Source organism: Vibrio sp. CAU 1672 (assembly GCF_029223195.1).
Taxonomy (GTDB): domain Bacteria; phylum Pseudomonadota; class Gammaproteobacteria; order Enterobacterales; family Vibrionaceae; genus Vibrio.
In genome coordinates, this window is record NZ_JARHUF010000022.1 from 14,629 (window position 1) to 34,238 (window position 19,610).

General features: G+C 45.4%; 21 protein-coding genes. 7 read left to right on the plus strand and 14 right to left on the minus strand.

Annotated features, from left to right (window positions below; genetic code table 11):
* Positions 1–5: 5 nt before the first annotated feature.
* From P2G85_RS16770 to P2G85_RS16780, 3 genes are read right to left on the minus strand one after another with little or no spacing between them, the layout of a single operon-like run.
* A complete protein-coding gene (locus P2G85_RS16770; protein WP_275865215.1) occupies positions 6–353 on the minus strand; it encodes a phasin family protein in 348 nt (115 codons plus the stop codon).
* Positions 354–397: 44 nt separating this feature from the next.
* A complete protein-coding gene (locus tag P2G85_RS16775) occupies positions 398–1,606 on the minus strand; it encodes an acetyl-CoA C-acetyltransferase (protein ID WP_275865216.1) in 1,209 nt (402 codons plus the stop codon).
* 11 nt (positions 1,607–1,617) lie between these two features.
* Positions 1,618–2,358: an SDR family oxidoreductase gene (locus P2G85_RS16780; protein ID WP_275865217.1), complete on the minus strand. Its 741-nt coding sequence runs from the start codon at positions 2,356–2,358 to the stop codon at positions 1,618–1,620.
* A gap of 785 nt (positions 2,359–3,143) precedes the next feature.
* Between P2G85_RS16780 and P2G85_RS16785 the strand changes: the two genes are divergently transcribed.
* Positions 3,144–3,764 (plus strand): LysE family translocator, encoded by a 621-nt coding sequence (locus P2G85_RS16785; protein WP_275865218.1) that lies wholly within the window; start codon positions 3,144–3,146, stop codon positions 3,762–3,764.
* 348 nt (positions 3,765–4,112) lie between these two features.
* Here P2G85_RS16785 and secF read toward each other — a convergent pair whose 3' ends face one another.
* The 4 genes from secF to P2G85_RS16805 form a co-directional block, all read right to left on the minus strand.
* Complete coding sequence (secF, locus tag P2G85_RS16790) at positions 4,113–5,015, minus strand: protein translocase subunit SecF (RefSeq protein WP_275865219.1); 903 nt, start codon at positions 5,013–5,015, stop codon at positions 4,113–4,115.
* 2 nt (positions 5,016–5,017) lie between these two features.
* Positions 5,018–6,856 (minus strand): protein translocase subunit SecD, encoded by a 1,839-nt coding sequence (gene secD, locus P2G85_RS16795; RefSeq protein WP_275865220.1) that lies wholly within the window; start codon positions 6,854–6,856, stop codon positions 5,018–5,020.
* A 168-nt stretch (positions 6,857–7,024) separates the two neighbouring features.
* Positions 7,025–7,507, minus strand: coding sequence for a hypothetical protein (locus P2G85_RS16800; protein ID WP_275865221.1), 483 nt, complete (start codon positions 7,505–7,507; stop codon positions 7,025–7,027).
* Positions 7,508–7,652: 145 nt separating this feature from the next.
* Positions 7,653–8,324, minus strand: coding sequence for an SH3 domain-containing protein (locus tag P2G85_RS16805; RefSeq protein WP_275865222.1), 672 nt, complete (start codon positions 8,322–8,324; stop codon positions 7,653–7,655).
* Positions 8,325–8,419: 95 nt separating this feature from the next.
* Here P2G85_RS16805 and P2G85_RS16810 point away from each other — a divergent pair, with 95 nt between their 5' ends.
* On the plus strand, positions 8,420–8,968 hold the full coding sequence (locus P2G85_RS16810) for an ATPase (protein ID WP_275865223.1): 549 nt from the start codon (positions 8,420–8,422) through the stop codon (positions 8,966–8,968).
* Between the two features lie 175 nt (positions 8,969–9,143).
* Complete coding sequence (locus tag P2G85_RS16815; protein ID WP_275865224.1) at positions 9,144–9,374, plus strand: hypothetical protein; 231 nt, start codon at positions 9,144–9,146, stop codon at positions 9,372–9,374.
* Positions 9,375–9,397: 23 nt separating this feature from the next.
* Here the strand turns inward: P2G85_RS16815 and P2G85_RS16820 are convergent, their stop codons facing one another.
* Together P2G85_RS16820 and P2G85_RS16825 are read right to left on the minus strand one after the other, a co-directional pair.
* Positions 9,398–10,021, minus strand: coding sequence for a class I SAM-dependent methyltransferase (locus P2G85_RS16820; protein ID WP_275865225.1), 624 nt, complete (start codon positions 10,019–10,021; stop codon positions 9,398–9,400).
* A gap of 18 nt (positions 10,022–10,039) precedes the next feature.
* Positions 10,040–10,495 (minus strand): Lrp/AsnC family transcriptional regulator, encoded by a 456-nt coding sequence (locus tag P2G85_RS16825; RefSeq protein WP_275865226.1) that lies wholly within the window; start codon positions 10,493–10,495, stop codon positions 10,040–10,042.
* A 146-nt stretch (positions 10,496–10,641) separates the two neighbouring features.
* Here P2G85_RS16825 and P2G85_RS16830 point away from each other — a divergent pair, with 146 nt between their 5' ends.
* A complete protein-coding gene (locus tag P2G85_RS16830) occupies positions 10,642–11,568 on the plus strand; it encodes a DMT family transporter (RefSeq protein WP_275865227.1) in 927 nt (308 codons plus the stop codon).
* Positions 11,569–11,670: 102 nt separating this feature from the next.
* A complete protein-coding gene (locus P2G85_RS16835; protein WP_275865228.1) occupies positions 11,671–12,342 on the plus strand; it encodes a PilZ domain-containing protein in 672 nt (223 codons plus the stop codon).
* A 39-nt stretch (positions 12,343–12,381) separates the two neighbouring features.
* On the opposite strand, the gene luxQ is transcribed toward P2G85_RS16835, so the two are convergent.
* The 5 genes from luxQ to P2G85_RS16860 form a co-directional block, all read right to left on the minus strand.
* A complete protein-coding gene (luxQ, locus tag P2G85_RS16840; RefSeq protein WP_275865229.1) occupies positions 12,382–14,961 on the minus strand; it encodes a quorum-sensing autoinducer 2 sensor kinase/phosphatase LuxQ in 2,580 nt (859 codons plus the stop codon).
* Complete coding sequence (locus P2G85_RS16845; RefSeq protein WP_275865230.1) at positions 14,961–16,085, minus strand: autoinducer 2-binding periplasmic protein LuxP; 1,125 nt, start codon at positions 16,083–16,085, stop codon at positions 14,961–14,963. The genes luxQ and P2G85_RS16845 overlap by 1 nt, the downstream gene beginning before the upstream one ends.
* A 240-nt stretch (positions 16,086–16,325) precedes the next feature.
* Complete coding sequence (locus P2G85_RS16850; protein WP_275865231.1) at positions 16,326–16,643, minus strand: GIY-YIG nuclease family protein; 318 nt, start codon at positions 16,641–16,643, stop codon at positions 16,326–16,328.
* Positions 16,640–17,290, minus strand: a complete 651-nt coding sequence (locus P2G85_RS16855) for a YceH family protein (protein ID WP_275865262.1) — start codon at positions 17,288–17,290, stop codon at positions 16,640–16,642. Before P2G85_RS16855 ends, P2G85_RS16850 begins: the two co-directional genes overlap by 4 nt.
* A gap of 94 nt (positions 17,291–17,384) precedes the next feature.
* The gene (locus P2G85_RS16860; protein ID WP_275865263.1) at positions 17,385–17,600 is read right to left on the minus strand and encodes a hypothetical protein; all 216 of its coding nucleotides are present in this window, start codon (positions 17,598–17,600) and stop codon (positions 17,385–17,387) included.
* A gap of 236 nt (positions 17,601–17,836) precedes the next feature.
* Between P2G85_RS16860 and P2G85_RS16865 the strand changes: the two genes are divergently transcribed.
* A complete protein-coding gene (locus P2G85_RS16865; RefSeq protein WP_275865232.1) occupies positions 17,837–18,151 on the plus strand; it encodes a DUF496 family protein in 315 nt (104 codons plus the stop codon).
* Positions 18,152–18,267: 116 nt separating this feature from the next.
* Positions 18,268–19,608 carry an MATE family efflux transporter gene (locus tag P2G85_RS16870; RefSeq protein ID WP_275865233.1) on the plus strand — a complete coding sequence of 447 codons (1,341 nt, stop codon included), beginning with the start codon at positions 18,268–18,270 and terminating at the stop codon, positions 19,606–19,608.
* Positions 19,609–19,610: the final 2 nt, after the last annotated feature.

Consider the following 19,610-nt stretch of genomic DNA (forward strand, 5'->3'; position numbering starts at 1 on the left):
ACAAATTACGCAGGAGTCACTGTCTTTAGATTTTCCGAAGTTAGTTTTTCAACGTCTTCTTTGAACTCTTTGGCTATTGACTGAAGCTTGTTGCTGTCGTCCATCATCTGCTGAGACAGTTTAGTCAGCACATTCAGCTGTTGGCTATTGAATGCAGCTAGCGACGTAACATCTTTAATGTCTGATGCCGCTTTCATTTGTGTCAAACCCATTTCGCTGTAAGTACGAATAGCGTTTAGCTGAAGCTCGGTCAAGACTTCAACATTTTTGGTCACCAGCTTGTTGAACTTAAAGTACGGTTCTAGGTTCTTTTCTGTTTGATCCGTAAACGTTTTAAAGAAATCAGTGTACATGGTTTATCTCCTAGAGAAAGTATTAATAATATCCGTTTAAATAACTATTTAACTGCTTTTACAACCACAGCCGTGCCCATACCGCCCCCCACACATAGTGAAGCAACACCGTACTGACCGTCTTGTTTGTGAAGTTCGTGTACCAGCGTAACCAGAATACGGTTGCCAGAGGCACCCAGAGGATGACCCAGAGCAATCGCCCCACCATTGAAGTTTGCTTTATCCTGGATAGAGTTCACTGGCACTTGGTTTGTTTCAGCCAACTTATGAATCACGCCCAGCGCTTGTGCGGCAAAGGCTTCGTTCAGCTCATACACATCAATATCACTGGTGGTAAGCTCTGCTTTTTGCAGCGCTTTGTTAACTGACTCAACAGGACCTAAGCCCATAATTTTCGGATCCAAGCCAGATTGCGCGTAACTCACTACTTCTGCGATAGGATTCAGGCCATGCGCTTTAACCGCACTTTCTGAAGCAACAATGATTGCACTTGCCCCATCGTTGATACCCGACGCGTTACCAGCAGTTACTGTGCCTTCACGGTCAAATGCCGGTCGAAGCTTGTTCAGGCCTTCTAGTGTTGCATTTGCTTTCGGGTATTCATCGGTATCAAAAACAACTGTTTCACGGCGTTGTTTCACTTCAACCGGTACGATTTCATCTTTAAACTTACCGGCTTCGATGGCCGCCACTGCTTTTTGTTGGCTCGATAGCGCGTATTCGTCTTGCTGTTGACGAGTCAATCCGACTTCTTTCGCTACGTTTTCCGCTGTAATTCCCATGTGGTATTGGTTATAAACGTCTGTCAAACCATCAGCAATCAGAAGATCTTTGAGCTCCATGTGGCCCATTTTGTGGCCATCACGCACGTTACTTGGCACGATAAAAGGGATTTGCGACATCACCTCAACACCCGCGGCCACCACAAGTTCTGCATCACCACTGCGAACATGAGAAACTGCATCCATCACGGCTTTCATGCCACTACCACACACCATATTCACGCCGTAGGCAGGCACTGACTCAGGAATGCCCGCATATATCGCAGCCTGACGGCCGACCCCCATACCCTGGCCCGCAGCGATAACGTTACCGACTATGACTTCATCCACCTGATCACCAGACAGAGAGGCAGATTGCAAAGCCCCTTTTATCGCTATAGCAGCGAGGTTACCTGCTGAGGTATTTTTTAACGTCCCACCAAATGAACCAATGGGAGTACGCTTGGCTGCGACAATAAATACTTTTTCCATGGTTCTCATCCTTAATGCATGTATAAGCCGCCGTTAATCGAAAGCGTTTCACCCGTGATATACGCTCCGGCATCGCTGATCAAGAAGCTGACTGATGCTGCAATCTCCTCGGGTTTCGCCAGACGTTTCATTGGAATTTGGTTAGTGATGGATTCTAAGACTTCAGGCTTCATTTGCTCGACCATTGGAGTTCCAGTGTAGCCCGGTGCGATAACATTAACCGTTACTCCAGAACGAGCACCTTCGTATGCCAACGCCTTAGTAAAGCCGATCATTCCGGCTTTAGCCGCTGAATAGTTTGCCTGGCCAAACTGACCTTTTAGGCCATTGACAGAAGAGATGTTGATGATACGACCACCACCTTTCTCACACATTGCAGCGAACAAAGGGTGTGTGACGTTAAACAGGCTGTTGAGGTTGGTATTAATCACTTCATGCCATGCCTCGGCTGTCATTTTCTTAAACACACCGTCCCTGGTAATGCCAGCGTTGTTTACCACCACGTCAATGGTGCCCTCTTCCTCCAAGAGCAGAGCTAATTTCTCCGCACATTGTTTGGTGTCAGTGACGTCTAATTCAAAAAGGCGGACCTGATCCTGAGTAAAGCCTTTTTCATTAAACCACTCCAAAGCGCACTCATAATTGCCTGTGTTATAAGTAGCAATCACACGGTATTCATCTTTAACTAATTGAGAGGAAATAGCAGAACCAATTCCGCCTTTTGATCCAGTGATCAAAGCGACTTTCTTCATTGAAGACTCCATTCTTAACAGCATTAAAAAGCGATTTTTACACTGGCGAATCACTTCACCAACAGACGTGTTTTTATATTCTTCAGCAACCTACCCTAAACAGGTCTTTATATTTTAAGTTAAACGAGAAATATTACATTTCAAATAAAAATACAATTTATTTGCATAAGATTGATTTACCTCTCACTTGCAATGAAATGTTAATCGATCGTTAAATTGCAGTAAGCCAATGAAATTTAAGGCTTATTTTTAATGATATGCTTCATTTTATCCCAAAAAATACCTTTAAACTCAATGAGTTGCACATTATTGCAACAAGATTTCATTCAATCGTGGCTAAAGACCTTTTCTAGCGTATATCTCAGGCTAGTAACAAAATAATCAAAAATGACAATCTTTATTATTTGTGAGTGTGCGGATTTTTCTTAATTATTGATAATAAAGAAAAATAAATGCAAGATATTCGAGAGCGTTGTGAGTTAATTAACAAACAGATAAATACTATATAGTTATCTAAGCCGTTCTAATACTAACAGAGTAATTATTCAATTCTATTAAATGATACTGGCCACGCCATTCACTTTATTAATGTGAACATATTAATGAACAAACATAGTGCAACGTGCACCAATATGATATTAGTGTTTAACTTTCCTTCCCATTCCATTAAATGCCAGAAAAATATAATTTTCAGGTTTATCATCGGCCAGATAGAGTTGGTATCCCCCAACAATTTGCACTATCTTAGGCGCTAACATTAGGCACTAACGGAATTTTCAAACTGAATGAACACCACACTACTTGGCATGTTTATACCGACTTTCTTTTTAGTATCGATTACTCCGGGCATGTGTATGACCCTCGCTCTTACCTTAGGTATGAGCATCGGCTACCGCCGTGCTTTGTGGATGATGATCGGTGAGTTAGTCGGCGTTGCGCTGGTTTCTGTGTCTGCTGTTTTAGGGATTGCCGCTATTATGTTGAGTCATCCTTGGTTGTTTACCACACTCAAACTGCTTGGCGGCGGGTATTTGTTCTACCTCGGTATAGAGATGTGGCGCTCGAAAGGGAAACTGGCGGTCAGTGCCGACAACGAAACCGCTCTGCCGGCCGGTAATTGGGAACTCGTGTTGCAGGGCTTTATCACTGCGATCGCTAACCCGAAAGGCTGGGCATTTATGATTTCCCTGCTTCCGCCTTTTATTGATCAAAGTAACGACCTTGCTCCGCAATTGATCGTCTTGGTTTCTATCATTCTATTGTTTGAGTTCATTTGTATGTCACTCTATGCAACCGGTGGTAAAGGATTGAAACGCGCGCTCAGCCAATCTAAGAATGTACGCATGATGAACCGTGTCGCCGGCACTTTAATGATGGGAGTGGGAATTTGGCTGCTGCTAAGCTAGCCATAAATTAAGCAGCATGAAGGCTTTTCTCTACAAGACAAAACCATCACTACGTAACATATGGGATTATCAAACCAGAATTTAGGTTGTCAACGTCTGTTCTGGTGAACATTAAGAGGAATCATTTGTAATAAATGAAGACGATTTCTCTAAGCCTCTTCAGTCGATAAAATACAAAGGTTATAGCCCAGCCAGGTTAACTCAGGTTGAAACCATGACTTGTTCGCAGGTCATTGAGTTTCACCTTGAGGAGATACAACATCGTTAGATGTGTACAAAATAACACCCAATGCCTGCCCCATAAATATAAGCACCACTCTAGCCAGTGGTGCTTGTCCGTTCGGGAAACTAAGGTGCCGTGTCAATTTCAACCGGCAAATAGTGTTTAGGCTCCAGCTTCAACCACTCCGGCAAAACCGTACCAATAGAAATGGATGACCATGTACCAGAAAGTACGCCAATAAACATAGCAGTAGCGAAACCAGCCAGTGCAGCGCCGCCCATCATCCATAGCGCACCTACAGTGATCAAGGTTGTTCCGGATGTCACCATGGTACGCGAGAACGTCGCCAGTACCGCTTCGTCGTTGATTTGCTCTGTTTTCCAACTTTGCTTCGCCACGAGTAGTTCACGAATACGGTCAGCGATGATGATCGAGTCGTTCAGTGAGTAACCCAGAATCGCCAAAATCGCAGCAAATACCGTCAGGTTGAACTCCATTTGCGTAATAGCAAAAAAGCCCAGAACCAAGATGACGTCATGCGCCAACGCAAACAGAGAGCCGCTTGCTAAGCGCCACTCAAAACGAATACACAAATATCCAAGAATCATCAGCACCGATACCAATAATGCCAGCCCTCCCTGATCAAACAGCTCCTGACCCACTTGCGCGCCAACAATGCTATTACTCACAACTTCTGTTTGATGAGAAATAGATTTTAAAACATCTGCCACACCTGGTCTTGTTTGGCCATCTTCAGGCGCCGAGTACCGAATTACCCAACGGCCATCTTCTCCCGAGCGGGTGACCGAAGCTGATTCATCCAACTTTGATTGCAGCACATTTAGCAAATCGTGGTTGGTTAGCTGTTTATCCACTTTAACTTCTGTAACCATACCACCTGTGAAATCAAGGCCTAGATTCAGCCCTTGTATCCCCAGGGCAACCAGAGAAAGAACCGTCAGTACTACCGAAACCAACGTCGTGAAATAACGAATTTTACGAATATTTTGTTTTAACATTTCAACCATGATTAAACCCTCACATCACGACGGCCATCTCGGCCCCAAATTAAGTTGATCATTGCCCGGGAAGCAAATACGCCAGTGAACATACTGGTTAACAGACCCAGCCCCAGCGTCAACGCAAAACCCTGAATGGGGCCGTTGCCGATCGCGTACAGAATTACAGCCGTGATCATAGTGGTAATGTTGGCATCAAGAATGGTTGCGAATGCACTATCGAAACCAAGGTCAATCGCTTGCGCAAAAATACGACCTTCGCGCATTTTGTCCTTAATACGTTCGAAAATGATGACATTTGTATCGACCGCCATACCAACCGTCAGAACCAAGCCAGCGATACCTGGCAGAGTTAGCACCGCACCAGGCAGCAGTGCTATCAGACCAAGTAAACATAGCATGTTGGCACATAGTGCTGCGTTTGCTACCCAACCTAAACGGCGGTACCAGAGTGCCATAAATGTCAGGGTCAGCCCCATGCCCAACGCTAGCGCAGCAAAACCGTTTTGAATGTTTTCCGCCCCCAAAGAAGCGCCGATAGTACGCTCTTCAACAATCGTTACCGGAGCGGTAAGAGACCCCGCACGCAAAAGCAGCGCTAGTTGTTGTGCCTCATCCATGCTACCGGCACCAGTAATGCGGAACTGACTCCCCAGTTGGGATTGAATGGTTGCCACACTAATCACGCGCTCACTGCGCTCGGTCATACCACGTGCATTGGTTTTATATTCACGGTAAACCGTCGCCATTTGCTTACCAATGTGCGTCGCTGAAAAGTCACTCATCTTCTTCCCTCCAGCATGATCCAGAGAGATATTGACTTCTGACATTCCCATTTTGTCCACACCAGACCGAGCATTCACAATATGCTCACCAGTTAATACCGGACGCTTTGACAATATAACAATGCGACCGTCATTATCCTGTAGCTCCAAATCTTGGCTGGTGCGAGCCTGAGCGGCATCTTTGACTTCATAAAACGCCAGACTTGCAGTTGCTCCGATTACATTTTTCGCTTGTGCCGGATCTTGCACACCGGGCAGCTCAATACGAATGCTCTCCTTACCCTGGCGCTGAACCAAGGCTTCAGTAATTCCCAGCTCTTCAATGCGCCCGCGCATGATCTTCAAGTTCTGCTGCAATGTTGTGGTCTGGAACTCCTGGATGTTCTGTTCACTTGGTTGAAGCGTGAAACCACGGCCTGAGCTTATCATTTGCCAGCCAGGGTAGTTTTGATGAATAAACTGGCTGGCTGCTTTCAGACCCGTTTCGTTTTCACTGCTTAGTGCGATTTGATTGCGTGCTTCGGCACGAACTTGAACGCCACGGATGCGTTGTTCACGCAGGCTTGCTTTGATCTCATCCACAAGCGCATCACGTTGTTCTTCAAACGCTTTGTTCACGTCGACATTCAATAGGAACTGCACACCGCCACGAAGGTCAAGACCCAACTTGATAGGATTAAAACCCATTTCATTTAACCATTCCGGAGCCACGGATACGTAGGAAAACGAGATGCTGTCCTCTTTGTTTAGCTCCTGACCCAGCAAAGTCCGGGCTTTGCTTTGTTCGTTTTCATCTTCAAAGACTATGGTGGTTTTACCACCTTTCTCGACGATTTGAGATGCGGAAATATGGTTAGATTTAAGCAATTGATCGAGCTGAACTACTGACATCGGACTGTTACTTTGCCCGGCGAATGCCACCTGAATCGAAGGCTGCTCACCAAACCAGGTTGGGATAGCACTAAGGGTTAAGATAATAATGGTCGTAATAAGCACGACGTATTTCCATGCTGAGTAATGATTCAGCACTTTTCTGTTCTTTTTTGGTGTTGGTGTTTTCTTCATGTAAACATCATCCCTTCACTTATCAGTGAAGTTTCAATTAATTAGCTTCAAGACACGACAAAGCAATCACCTGACACTAAGCAGGTGCGGAGTAGTCAGAGCCGCTTACAGCCCTGTTAAGTAAGATTGCCGTGTTAAGAATGCACAAGTTGTGCAAAGTAATGATGTCTAGGCAGAAAACTGACTATTGAGCGCAACATACATGGCATTGGTATCTTTCCAGCCGGAAATACGATAGTCGCCAACAAAATGGTTAAAGGTAGACAGGCTTTGACGCCAGCTAATATCCACCAAGCTGTAAGCGTAGCCTGCATCTGCATAGAAAGGTGCAGTTAAATCGCTAACCACATCAACATGCTCATCGTCGATATTCTCACGCAGGTGGGATGACCAGCGTTGAGAATTCATGATGGCAAACGAATCTTGGTTTGCGTGACCTTCAGAGACGGGAGACTGCGTGGTTGGTTCTGTTAGCTCAGTAACATCGACCGGAGAATTCGATGCAGATTGACTGACCGTAAAAGGTTGCAGCAATGAGAGGTGAGGTAAGTGAACTGTTTGTCCACCCTGCGCAGCAGCCAACGCCGACATTGGCAACAACGCCATTGCGAGAAACAGTAAAAACAGTTTTCTAACGTTAATCCAAGGCATGACAGCTCACAAACAACAAAACGGGCAGAGTTGTTTCACTCTGCCCGCTGATAGTATTCCTATTGCTTATGGTAAACAACTAAAAAGTTATAAATCTCTGCTTCGGTTCCTCGCAACCACTGTTAAGCAAACGATCACAAGGTATTCACCGATAGAATAATTCACCGGTATCCACGTCTAAATAGATTTTATGCTCTTGATTCAGGCCGCCGCAATAAATGAAATACACCTTACGCTGCTGATAAGTGACTGAACGCACCCAACCACCTAACTCTTCAAAATCACTGGGGTCACACGTTCTATCATCTAACAACTGTTGGGTTTTATTACGGAACATATCCAGGTACAACTGCAAATCATCGGATTTTTGCAGGTAAGTATCGAGTATTTCCAGGCGCTCTTGTTCTTTAATTATTGGCTCAGCATCGGAAACACCATCTTGATAAATCCACTCGGCGGTTTCTTCTCCACCTTCTTCATAAACCAGATAATCCGAGATACGAAACCAGCCGTTGACTTTCTCCAATACGGCGACTTCTTCACCCTTGTACAGTTTGTCCACCAACAAAGCCGAAGTACTGGGTTTATTGAACACATCAATACTACGTTCAATGACATAGTAATCGGTAATTTCAGCCGGACCGGCTTCCAGATCCAAAATGGGTTTAAGCGGCTCTGACTCTGATGAAGCTTCCTTTGGCACATCAACTGGCGTGTCGGCTGGTAACTCTTCAGTTTGCATAAAGAAAAAATAATACCCGGCTCCTGCACTGCCTAATATCAGCAGAACTACCACTGCAATGATAATCTTCTTCATTTTTACTTCCTTCGCTGAGCCCATACTCAACCAGACCAGCACCGTTGCTGTGACAATCTATACTAAAGAGAGCCCCGACCTATACACATACTACGATGATGAATTCGCTTAAATGGCTGTTATTGGTTAATTTGCTTTGTCACGATGCCATCGCCGGCATCGGGTGTAACGAGTCTTCCTGGAATGACAATCTTACCCGTTTCAGAGCGCTAGAGTCCAACTTCAATCAACACGCCGAGACTTTTAACCAGTTATTGGCTGAACATAATCAACGCCAACTGCTATCGCAGGAATTTTCTCAACATGAACTCGTGCTATTGTGGCGTGCCCAAGCTAACGTCAATATATTCAAGCGGCAATTACAAGCAGCTAAACAGTACAGCCAACAACTGAATACAAAAGCAAACGAGATAGCAAATCTTACCAAGCTCTCCGACTCCATCACCCAAACTTGGGTAGAAATCGCAGATCATTGCCAACGTCACGGGTCAAAAACCAATCAGATATCGGCTGAGTGGTATAGCATTACCACTCAACAATTACACCGTGACATTAAGCAATTGCACGCACAATATTTATCTCTGGCCCTCCTTTATGACAAAGAAGCAGATGCGCTATCTGATGCACAACACCTAAGCAATTGAGCTGGATGCTGTTTTTCTTTGGCTAAATCAATAGCTGAGCAACATTCAACCAACTAGACAGAATATTCGAGATCTACGTCACAATAATACTTTACTAATGCACGGTTTTTGGGTACTGTATCTATAAACAAATTTTAATAAAAATTCACATTTGGCTGGAGACAACAAAGAGCGCATGATTATCAATCGTATGAATAATATGGATCGCCCCGATTCTACGCATGCCAAGTTTTTGTCAGTAGTTAGGCACGTTAAACAGTTCGGTTCAATCAGCGAATTGGACTTATGTAAAATATTTGGTGAAACTATCTGGAGCGATGGAAGGGAATACCACTCAGCAGCATTTTCATTTCGAATAGACCGCCTTACTGGTAGCTGTGAAATATCCAATTATAAGCGTCAGTAAAACATAAAATTACCGAAGCGGAGTCAGTCATCTGGCTCCGCTTCTTTGATCATCGCAATAGTAAAATCATGTTCTGAGTAGCCCTCTATCAATTCACTCTGTGGGCATAAATAACGGCAATACCTCAATACCCCTTGCTTATTATGCGACTCTAACAACTGCATGTTGGGCAGTTTTGCCTGATCAAGCAGGTTAAACACACAAGCCCGATTAGATGCCTGATACATCTTCTTGATCATCTCTGCGGTATGATCGGCCTGAGAAGATTGATAGTTAAGCGACCCCGAAACAACCACATAATCAGATTGCGGTAAAGGCATGCGGGAAAAATCACCACGAATAAAGCGTGCCGGTGTTACAAACTGACGTCTTCTCGCCTCTCGGATAAAGCTTCTCTGCTGATCGATCCCGACATACTCTGCAGGACGCATACTACCAGCCTCAATAAACGCCAATAAATCCCCAAAACCACAGCCGAGATCCAACACGGAGCGGCCGTCAAAATGGCATGCACGGCTCAATGCTTCAAAACGCGTAACCTGACTGTGCTCATCCTGCCAGCCCAATACCTTCGCTCGCTGAGAGCCAAACTGTTTAGAGCGTTTACGGTGATAATTGGCAATACGTAATCTATCAATTAATTTCATAGCTACTACTGTGGGATACTAACAATATATCGGCAACGAACTGTTGCCTTTTACTTGTCTGATTGCCAGATGAGTATGGATATCTTTCACATTCTCCAGTCGCTGCAGTTTACGAGTAAAAGACTCATACCCCATTAAGTCCTTACTCACCACTTCTAACAAGTAGTCATATGCACCAGATACAACATTGCAGGATATTACTTCTTCCATTTCTAATATTGCCTGTTCAAATTCATCAATCGAATTGGCCTGATGATTGTTAAGGCTGACTTCAACAAAAACGGTCATGGCGATACCCGCTTTCTCACGAGAAATAACTGCCCGGTACCCACGAACAATCCCCTGTTGCTCAAGCCGTTTTATTCTTCTGGCACAAGGGGACGACGATAAACCGACATGATCGGCAAGCTCACTTGTGGTCAATGTCGAATCTTTTTGCAGCAGACTTACTAGCTGCTTATCTATTCTATCCATAACTAACTTCAGCCAATTTTTGGCACATTGGGTGGAAATTTGAGTGATTTTTGCTAATTACCCATTTATTACTAATTGATTTTGCCACCATTGGACCATGCTTTCACCTCATAATTAACAAATAATTCACACAAGGATAAAGCACTATGGTTTTAGGGTACATCGCAATGGCTGCAACACTGTTTTTGTGGTCCGGTTTTTTCTTATCATTAAGAGGCGGACCGGTCACCAGTCTGCACCCAGCCGATATCGCCTTGGCAAGATTTGTCATTCCCACTCTGGTTTTAATGCCATTTGTTGCTAAATACCGTGCCCAACTAAAAGCCACACCGGTAAAGTACCTGTTCGGTGTGACTCTGGGCAGCGGCTTGCCTTACCTGCTGGTCGCCGGTACCGCAATGCAAACCGTTCCAGTCGCACACGGCAGTGCCATGATCCCCGGGACACTACCTCTGTTCGTCTCAGCAATCGCTGTGCTGTTTTACCACCAAGCATTAAGCAAACAGCGTATTATTGGCCTGATAGCAGTGTTGCTCGGCATCAGTAGCTTTCTCCTGTCCAATCTGGGGGGAAGCTATCAATCGGAGTTGCTTCAAGGCCATGGGCTACTCCTGCTTGGTAGCCTGATGTGGGCCATTTTTACCATTAGCGCCCGCGTTGCCAACTTAAACACATACGCCTGTGCCGGGCTGGTTGCTATATTCTCGCTTGTGATGTTGTTGGCTGCCATCTCGTTCGGGTGGTTACCCAGCCTACTTGCAGAAACCCCTGTTGAGCAGTGGCCATGGAAAGCATTAACCTGGCACCTGCTACTGCAAGGCGTTGGCGCAGGGCTACTGGCCTCCTTTACCTTCATATATTCAATAAAAACCATTGGCGCCGAAGCCAGTGCCGCGTTGGGATCTTTAACTCCCGTTGTGGCAACTTTGTTGGCTTACCTGGTATTTAATGAAATTCCAGACAACATCACTTTGATCGCATTGATGTTTGTAACCGGAGGAAGCATTCTGGCTAGCAATGTGTTTATGAATCAAGCTCAGCACAATCAATATCAACCTCACATTCGCAGATAGAGGTAAAAAAAAGGATAATCAGCAGTAAGCGCTTGAAACACAAAGCATCGGTAGCTATCCTTCGCGTTATAACGAATAAAATCAAGGAATGAAACAGACGTTATGCCGGCAACTCACAACAAAGAAGAACTGCATGGTTTTCTAAAAACAGGGATTAAGTTATCAGTCTGTTTTGAATTTAACTCCACCGACAAATACACCTACACCTCAACCTACCTCGGCTTAAAAGAAAATGCGTATCTGATCCTTGATATCCCAATACGCTTACTTGAAGAACTGGCTTTAAGACAACTGAATAATGCGGATGTGATCATTCGCGGAGTGGCCGATACTGAACTGGGTCATGTCATTGCTTTTAAAACCAGTGTGTTGATGCATATTGTTAAGCCCTCTCCGTTATTATTTGTTCGCATACCAAACAATTTTGCAACCAAGCCAATCAGAGAGTACGGCAGATACAAGCTTGATCAGCCTTGCCAGATTGATCATCAGAACAATATTTATGAAGGTACGTTAGTTGATTTTTCTCTTTCCGGATGTGGTATTGCAACCCAAATCGAACCGGAGTTCAAAGTCGGGGCAGAGGTAATCATTACGTCGCCACTCGATAACGATATTGGCAAAGACAACCAATGCAAAGTAGCAAACATCAAGAAAATGACCAAAGGCTGGATCATCGGTATTCAGTTTAGCCATCCCATTGAGATGAAAGAAGAACTAAAACACAACTTAATTGAACTGTCTTTTGCCGCCAGCTCCAACTTGCAACCCTAGCCTGAGTCCACTGCGACACAGGTCAGTTACAGCGAGTTCTCATCGCTCGACCCAAAAACGCTGTTTAAAGTCGACAAAAGCCTGGTGCAGAGCCTTTTCCTTGATCGGCTTAAGCAACACATAGTTTGCTCCCGCCGCGATAAAGGCGTCGCTGGTCTCCTGCTGTGTATCAGCGGTACACGCATAGATTGGCGTTCCCAGTTTGAGGGTTTGACGTATCTCCTGAGTAATTTCCACCCCTCCCAAGTGGGGCAGTTGATTATCCATCAGGATCAAATCGTAACTGTTAGCCTTAAGCAAACGTATGGCTTCCAGGCCATCTTTCGCCCACTCGACTTGCATTTTGTACTTGTCGCAAAACGCTTTGAGAATAAAAGCGTTGGTATGATTGTCTTCAACCATCAGCACTTTCAATTTTTCAGAAAATAATTCTGATGCAGGAAGACTATTTTCGACCGCTCGGGTGGAATACGACTTATGCTGAGCTTTGACTGGTAACGTTAGAACAAATCGTGTCCCATGCCCTTTTTGACTGCTCACTGTGATACTACCGTTCAGCATTTCAACCAAATTTTTTACAATCGTTAAACCGAGACCGCTACCACCGTACTCACGTGTCGTAGTTTCCTCCTCCTGAACAAAAGGCTCAAAAATCTGATCGAGCTTTTTACCGTCAATACCAATACCGGTATCTTGCAGCTCTACCTTCAGTACGCTGTCATTCACGTCACCATCTTGAACGAGGGACGCACTGAGGCTAATGGTTCCGCTTGGAGTAAACTTAACCGCGTTGCTGACTAAATTAAACAAAATCTGATTCAAACGCACTTGATCGGAATAGATCTCAAGATTGTCAGCCAGCTGATTATCAATTTCGAGCATCACGCCTTTTTTATCACAAATCGGACGGTAGATGTTTTCTAACGTTCTGATGCTATTGGAAAAAGAAAACGGATACTTTTGAATATTAAACTTACCCTGATCGATTTTTGAAAAATCGAGAATATCATTCAGCACAGCGAGCAAATGCTCACCACTCTGGCATAAAACGTCGATTTGTTTTTGCTGCTCCCGATCAGATAACGAGTCTTTCAAAAGCTGCGCGACGCCAAGAATACCATTGATTGGCGTACGGATTTCATGGCTCATTTTGGCCAGAAAATCAGCTCGCGCCTGGGCAGACTTTTCCGCTTCCCTACGTGCCAGGTTACTTTGTTTTTCAGCTTCAATCAGAGTGGTGATATCTTGCCCCTGAACGATAATTCCACTCACATTCCCCTCTACCCGGATAGGCGACAAGTTCCAGCGAAAGATCTTATCTCCAATGGGGACATTGACTCCAGTCAGCGTCGCACCCTGGGCTGCCATTGTTAAGTGAGGGGATAACTTGTGCTTGAACAACTGGAAAACTGGCTGCATCGTGTCACAGGTATCATCTCGTTCAACTACCAACTCCTTGCGCGCCGCTGGGTTCATCTGAATAAGAATCCGCTGCTCTGACCAAACCATAATCGGTGATAACGCAAAGTTAAACAGGTCTCGAAACGATTCCTTCTGTGACTCTAACTCTTCAAAAGTTCTTTCCAGGGTGTAACCAATATGGCTAAACTCTTCAATGTCAGAACCCGAAAAACGGGCAAAACCCGACTCGCCCCGCGCTGACTTGGTGTAGGACATAAGTGAATCTAGTGCTCTGGTGAGCTTACTTTCGATCCATTCTCTACTTAGCAACGCGATCATCATCAAACCGATAACCGAAACCAGCAGCGCCAGGCCATGTTGAAACTGCAGCGTGACCACATTTTTATTGTCCTGAACCGTCAACAAAGTCAGTTCAGTTGTCACAGAGTTCACCTCTATCGGTGTTCTGATAACCAGCAAACTATCTAATAAGTATTGGCTCTCACTTCCAACGCCAATGTCTTCTACATTGTATGCGTGGTTTTTGTCCACCGATTTGGCCAGAGTTCGGTCACCAACCACCAGCAACACATCATCGACGTTACTGTCACTTTTCAGCTTTTCCATCAACGCAAAATTGTTATCCAACACAATAGCGATATAGGAGTGCCCCAACACTTCACTGGCCTGGGGGCTCAAAACAGGTACCCTGCGGGCCAGTATATGTCGCTGCCCCATCAGTGTTTGTGGGCTTAAGTAGTACCAGTTATTGCTATAGTTTATTTTGTTCGCCAGCGACTCCAGAGCAGCTTCATTTAACCCATAAAAAAGCGCATTACCATCATCCCAGATGATCTGATTGTGATCAGCCAGAAAACGAATTTCAGGTGTATGGGAAGGATCGTTTTGATCAATGCTCAAATAGTAATAATTAAGTGCATCCAGATCCGGCTGGCCAAAGAAACCACTTACAGCGTGACTCCTGGCATTACTGTCCTGATGGATCTGGATAGCCGCTAAATGATTATCGAGGATGTTGTGGATCAACGCCGAAGTTTGCTGTTGGTTTCGCTCCACTTCCTGCCAAATGATCTGCTTAGAGAAATAATAGCTCTGGATGAAGATACCGAAGATGATCGGAGCTAATACCAAAACAATGATACGGGTAATGAGCGTCGCCAATGAACGACGCTTAGCTGGGGTTACTTTCGCTGTCATCAATTATCTGAGTATCTGAATGCGCGTTTCTTAAGTTTATTGATACGTTCAGGCGAATCATTTTTAGTGACAATTTCAAAACGGCCTGAGTACACAGTAGGCACCGCCTTTCCCTCTAAATCCCATTTAATCGCTTCTGCCATCGCAATCCCTGTGTCATCATTCATTCGCATAACCGTTACATCCAACTTACCCTGCTGAATGGCAGCAAGCTCCGCCGAACCACCGCCCCAGCCGTTAATCAGGACGTCCTCTCGCCCGAGCTCTTCCAGCGCTTCCACCGCACCAAGCGCAACATCCGTTGAACAGGCATAAATAAAGTCAACATCAGGGTATTTCTCTAAACTGGTCTTGGCTGCCAGATAACCGGACTCTTTGGTGGCTTTGGTATAAAACGCAGACTGCAGCTCAAAATCGTGATTATGCTTTACCTGTTGAATGAACGTATCACCTCGAGCGTCACTGATATAACCTTCAGAAAAATAAAGCACACTATAGGAACTATGCTTGGGGAAGTAATAACCAAATTCTGCCGCCAAAGCACGGCTGCCCTCAGCATGATCAAATCCCACATACATAAGAGGCTGATGACTTTCCCACTCTCTCACTGGTGTGGTGATGTTCTGCAAAATAATTTTGGTTTTCTTGGAATCCAGAACATGTTCAATAAACTTACGATGCCGGGTCGTATCCAGAGTGAAGATCAGATAGTCCGATTTACTCTGCAATGCCTCCATCAGAGAAACGCTTTGCTGCTTCACATCCGCATTTGGTCGGGTGAACACTTGGTTGATTTGGTAGCTGATACCCAACTTATCTAAGCGCTTTTCAAATGCCGCAATGTTACGCACCCAGTAATCCGAAACCTGCTGTCCCGGATAAACCACCGAAATTTTGATTGGTCGCTGCTTCTCCAGGTCAATCGGCACCGGTCTGCCACGCACCGCTTCGCTCATTTGCTCGGTTAGTTGCTTTTGCTCAGGAAACTGTTCAAGAAAATCCTTATATGCCCAATAGCCATTAAGCACTTGCGATGCCTGAGATGCGGGGGATGCGGGGGATGCGGGGGATGCGGGGGATGCCGCAACCATAGCTATCAAAGAAAATAACAACGTTGTTCTCATTTCGTGCTCTTTTATCTTTTTAATTTTTACGAGCGCTATCTTGCTCTTTTCACCTAGCCGATCCTACTTCATATATGAGCGTTATTTTCCTTTAACGCTGGCACACTAACCATATTCAAATGGATTAGGGTGCGAACTCATTATGAGCCAGAGCTATAGGAAATGATACCCAAAATCGAGAATTTACTGCCGTGGTTGCTTACTTATATGACCATAGAGTCCAAATGACATTATTCAAGCTTAATCTTCGAGAACAGTGTAGCAAACGGCACTCGTGACACTGTAACTCAAGATGGCTCGGCCATTAACCAAGTTTTCTTTTTTCTCTTTTGACAACTGCTTAATAAAATACTCAGTTTTGAGTGCCTGGCTTTTGTTCGCGACAGGCATCGACCACTCCAGCTGCAGCGGCCCTTTACCCTTGAGCGCTTTCGCCCCGGTTCCTGATTGATGCTGTTTGAAGCGCCTTTCCACATCATTAGTCACCCCGCAATAGAGAGCATTACGGTTATTGCGGATTAGGTAGACGCTCCAATAAGTGCCCGTCGGTTGATTCATGAAAGCAACGAATCTACCTGCTGTTTTAACGTCTCTAAATCTGCGCGTAACTGAGAGACTTCTTCTTCCAGCTGAGCAATGCGGTCAGAGCTTGGTGTGCTCACTGTTGACGCCATAGCAACCTCAGTCACGTCAACTTCACCACAAAACAGATGCATATAGCGAGACTCTCGCTTTCCGGCCTCACGCGGTAGTTTCACCACCAAGGGGCCACGCTCTTGATCGGCCAGTTGTTCAACAACCGATTCAACTTCTTTGACGTCATTAAACGTAGCCAGGCGATTAGTACGAGTACGGATTTCACCAGGGGTTTGTGCACCACGCAAAAGCAGGCAGCAGATAATACCCTTCTCCTGCTTAGTTAACTGCAGATCGCCGAACTCGGTATTACAAAAACGATGTTGGTATTTGCTAACCCGACTATTAAAGCCACTTTCATCACTGACCAGCCGGCGCTCTATCAGTGCATCAACGGCATCCAAAACCTCTGCCTCAGACAAAGACATTACTGGGTCTCGGTTACTTTTTTGGTTACAGGCGTTGGTCAACGCATTCAGGCTTAGGGGGTACTGATCTGGGGTAGTGGCTTCTTTTTCAATTAAGCAGCCAATCACTCTTGCTTCAATTGCCGTGAGCTCAACTTTCATCATGCATTTCCTTATTATTGTTTGCATTTGAGGTTGAATGCCGGGAAAAGAGCTGCATGCTTTGACCCGGCATTCTAATGAATGGAATGGGTCATCAATGTTCTGAAAGAATCGGCACCCGTTTCATATTGCCGTTCTCATCAATCATCATTACTTTCGAGCGGTTAAGTTCAACCTCAGTAATTTCTAATTTGGTTCTTTCTCTAATGTAAGCCGCTTTTAACTTCTCAGCCACCGAGCGTTTCACTGATTCATGCTCTTGACTTTCAGCAGGCTGAGGAGCGTTACCAGAGTTCATATCAAGTTTCATCATATTGTCACTAATGTCGATGATGATATAGCGAAGCCTGGTTTATGACAATGCATCTATGCACGATGAAAGTCATTGACCAGTACATTCCCGGTCCATTTTGTTACCGAACAGCAGAATTGATGGATAAATGTGCAACCCTGCATCCGGTTTGATCTAAAGTCTGTTATGCAAAGACGTGTTGTGCTTTAATCGATAAAGATATTTGCCATTTTCACCATTTAGGAAAGGGAACTATGAGTAGCGTATTTGAAATCGTCAATCAGGCTCGTCGTAAAAACAAACTGAAGCGTGAGCTGATAGACAATGAAAAAAAAGTTCGTGATAACCGCAAGCGCGTTGATCTTTTGGAAAACCTGCTGGACTACATCAAACCAGAAATGACACATGATGAAATTCTGGCTATTATCAAAAACATGAAGGCTGACTACGAAGATCGTGTTGATGACCACATCATCAAAAGCGCTGAAATCTCTAAAGCTCGCCGTGACATCAGCCGTCGCATCCGCGAACTGACTGAAGAAGATAAACAGAGCAGCGGTAAAAAATAAACCGTTATCCGGTTAAATCCCCCCGCGAGCATTTCCCCTTGTGGGGGTTATTTTGTCAATCTATCGTCGTCTATGTACAATGCGGCTAATCTAAGCTCACTTGCCATCGCGACGTTATGCCATCTCCTACTACCTCTGCACCACCGACACTCGCCAAACAATTGTTTACCATGACATGGCCCATGCTGTTTGGTGTGCTATCCCTAATGAGCTTTCAGCTTGTCGACAGCGCTTTCATTGGCCAACTTGGCGTACTTCCATTGGCCGCCCAAGGCTTTACCCTGCCCTTACAGATGGTGATCATTGGTACTCAGGTAGGACTTGGCATCGCAACAACTGCCGTAATCGCCAAAGCTCTTGGGGCCAGGCAAGACAAATACGCCAAACAGCTTGGCGGCTTGGTATTAATGATAGGTTCTATCGGAGTGGCACTGTTCGGCGCACTGATCTGGTTGTTGCGCTATCCTATTTTGTCTTTGCTCAGCGCCCCAGAATCGGTTATGCCGATTATAGACAGCTACTGGCCATGGTGGATTCTCAGCTCGTGGACGGGGGCGCTGCTGTATTTCTATTACAGTATTTGCCGGGCGAACGGCAATACCATGCTTCCCGGCACCATGATGATGGTTACCAGTGGGATAAACCTGCTTCTGGATCCGCTGTTCATTTTCACCCTGGACATGGGGATCAACGGTGCGGCAATTGCCACCGTAGTGTCGTTTGCTGTCGGCCTTACTGTGGTTGCGCCACGGGTACAACGCAACCATTGGTCGTCGTTCCAGTGGCACGATCTAAACGTACTGAAAAGCATCGCATCAATTGGCAACATCATGGGACCGGCGATGGTCAGCCAGCTTCTGCCACCTCTCTCCTCAATGTTAGCAACCAAACTCCTTGCCGGCTTTGGTACGGCGGCCGTTGCCTCATGGGCGTTGGGTTCCCGATTTGAATTTTTTGCGATTGTTTCGGTCCTGGCACTAACCATGTCCATGCCGCCGATGATTGGCCGCCTGCTGGGAGCAAAAAACTATCCTGATATTCGTTCATTGGTGAACATCGCGATAAAATTCATCCTTATTTTTCAGCTACTTATTGCCGCCATCAGCTTTCTTTCCGCCAAACGTTTAGCTTTGCTCATGACCAGCGACGGCAGTGTTGAACAAATATTGGCATCGCACCTCATGATCGTTCCGGTAAGCCTGGGCTCTCTGGGGGTATGTATGTTAATGGTATCCGTTTGCAACGCGCTGGGTAAACCCTATACCGCTCTGAGGATTTCAGCGTTGCGCCTGTTCCTGTTTTTCCTGCCGTGCTTGTGGCTTGGCGCACAGTTAAACGGCATACAAGGCCTGTTGATGGGGGCCTGTCTGGGTAACATATTGGCCGGCATCTTCGCCTATTTGAACTACCGCAAGGCCATCCAGAGCCTGTCATCAACGGCTCTGCACACCCCATAGCA

What these genes read in the sequence shown, in the direction of transcription:
- P2G85_RS16860 (WP_275865263.1), bottom strand. Translation starts at nt 17,600, where the DNA reads ATGAAACTTGATATGAACTCTGGTAACGCTCCTCAGCCTGCTGAAAGT.
- P2G85_RS16825 (WP_275865226.1), bottom strand. Translation starts at nt 10,495, where the DNA reads ATGGATAGAATAGATAAGCAGCTAGTAAGTCTGCTGCAAAAAGATTCG.
- luxQ (WP_275865229.1), bottom strand. Translation starts at nt 14,961, where the DNA reads ATGACAGCGAAAGTAACCCCAGCTAAGCGTCGTTCATTGGCGACGCTC.
- P2G85_RS16820 (WP_275865225.1), bottom strand. Translation starts at nt 10,021, where the DNA reads ATGAAATTAATTGATAGATTACGTATTGCCAATTATCACCGTAAACGC.
- secF (WP_275865219.1), bottom strand. Translation starts at nt 5,015, where the DNA reads ATGGTTGAAATGTTAAAACAAAATATTCGTAAAATTCGTTATTTCACG.
- P2G85_RS16810 (WP_275865223.1), top strand. Translation starts at nt 8,420, where the DNA reads ATGATGAATTCGCTTAAATGGCTGTTATTGGTTAATTTGCTTTGTCAC.
- P2G85_RS16775 (WP_275865216.1), bottom strand. Translation starts at nt 1,606, where the DNA reads ATGGAAAAAGTATTTATTGTCGCAGCCAAGCGTACTCCCATTGGTTCA.
- secD (WP_275865220.1), bottom strand. Translation starts at nt 6,856, where the DNA reads ATGAAGAAAACACCAACACCAAAAAAGAACAGAAAAGTGCTGAATCAT.
- P2G85_RS16800 (WP_275865221.1), bottom strand. Translation starts at nt 7,507, where the DNA reads ATGCCTTGGATTAACGTTAGAAAACTGTTTTTACTGTTTCTCGCAATG.
- P2G85_RS16850 (WP_275865231.1), bottom strand. Translation starts at nt 16,643, where the DNA reads ATGAATCAACCGACGGGCACTTATTGGAGCGTCTACCTAATCCGCAAT.
- P2G85_RS16830 (WP_275865227.1), top strand. Translation starts at nt 10,642, where the DNA reads ATGGTTTTAGGGTACATCGCAATGGCTGCAACACTGTTTTTGTGGTCC.
- P2G85_RS16770 (WP_275865215.1), bottom strand. Translation starts at nt 353, where the DNA reads ATGTACACTGATTTCTTTAAAACGTTTACGGATCAAACAGAAAAGAAC.
- P2G85_RS16815 (WP_275865224.1), top strand. Translation starts at nt 9,144, where the DNA reads ATGATTATCAATCGTATGAATAATATGGATCGCCCCGATTCTACGCAT.
- P2G85_RS16835 (WP_275865228.1), top strand. Translation starts at nt 11,671, where the DNA reads ATGCCGGCAACTCACAACAAAGAAGAACTGCATGGTTTTCTAAAAACA.
- P2G85_RS16870 (WP_275865233.1), top strand. Translation starts at nt 18,268, where the DNA reads ATGCCATCTCCTACTACCTCTGCACCACCGACACTCGCCAAACAATTG.
- P2G85_RS16805 (WP_275865222.1), bottom strand. Translation starts at nt 8,324, where the DNA reads ATGAAGAAGATTATCATTGCAGTGGTAGTTCTGCTGATATTAGGCAGT.
- P2G85_RS16855 (WP_275865262.1), bottom strand. Translation starts at nt 17,290, where the DNA reads ATGAAAGTTGAGCTCACGGCAATTGAAGCAAGAGTGATTGGCTGCTTA.
- P2G85_RS16845 (WP_275865230.1), bottom strand. Translation starts at nt 16,085, where the DNA reads ATGAGAACAACGTTGTTATTTTCTTTGATAGCTATGGTTGCGGCATCC.
- P2G85_RS16865 (WP_275865232.1), top strand. Translation starts at nt 17,837, where the DNA reads ATGAGTAGCGTATTTGAAATCGTCAATCAGGCTCGTCGTAAAAACAAA.
- P2G85_RS16780 (WP_275865217.1), bottom strand. Translation starts at nt 2,358, where the DNA reads ATGAAGAAAGTCGCTTTGATCACTGGATCAAAAGGCGGAATTGGTTCT.
- P2G85_RS16785 (WP_275865218.1), top strand. Translation starts at nt 3,144, where the DNA reads ATGAACACCACACTACTTGGCATGTTTATACCGACTTTCTTTTTAGTA.